This is a genomic window from Mycoplasma sp. 2261, assembly GCF_053851575.1.
This window is the reverse complement of record NZ_JBSQAX010000022.1, coordinates 1-790: the sequence shown is the minus strand read 5'-3', so window position 1 is coordinate 790 and position 790 is coordinate 1. Positions and strand designations below refer to the sequence as shown.

Below are 790 nucleotides of genomic sequence, written 5' to 3'. Positions count from 1 at the left end.
AGTTTATAAAGCATATTTTATAGTATTTTTTTTTTTTTTTTTGTTTTGGCAAAATTTGTGTCTAATAAGGCAAAAAATAGGTTAGCAAATCATCCTAAATATCACAAAAGCACAAGAAGTTAAACCTAAAATAACTCCTCGTGCTTTATTAGATTGATTATAAATTTCAATATTTTATTTTAGTTTTTTATCGATCTTGGTTCAAATATAAAGTTTGGACCCTTACCTTCTATTCCTTTTAAGAATAAATCGGCAAGCTCTGCAAAATCTGTAAAAACCATAGGTTGTTTTTTGGCTTCTGTTTCCTTTAACTCTGGCGACTTCATTTGTGATTTTGAATCTTGTTTAGAATTATCTTTGCCTTCCTCATCATCAGAAATCCAGGGAACATTATGATCAGGCAATTCTTGTCATGGTCTCCCTTCTGATTTGGAAACAATTAAATCCTTATTATTATCATCAATAGAAAAGTCAAAATTTTGATTCTTTCCATCATCTTTTTTAGGGTCATAAGTTTTTTTATCAAAACTTTTTTCGCTTTCTGTTTTAATCTTCATATTTTCAGCATTTGTAAAACTTAATTCACCTGGTTCATCATCTTCATCTCAAGGTTCGTTATAGTCTGGTTCATTATTTTGCATTGAAATAACACCTAAATCTGTATAACCATCATCAAGAAAATCAAATCCGTGTTTGCCATCATCCTTAGTTCTGTCGTATTCTTTATATAAATTTTTGTAATAAAAATTATCAATTACATTCTTAATTTCTTCATTAGTTGGGTCACTAA

The 790-nt window shown here is 28.5% G+C and carries 1 protein-coding gene; it reads right to left on the bottom strand.

All coding sequences use genetic code 4. From position 1 onward, the window contains the following. Nucleotides 1-179: 179 nt before the first annotated feature. The coding region (locus ACWXVM_RS03165) for a hypothetical protein (protein ID WP_455994307.1) at nucleotides 180-790 on the bottom strand (611 nt) is incomplete at its 5' end.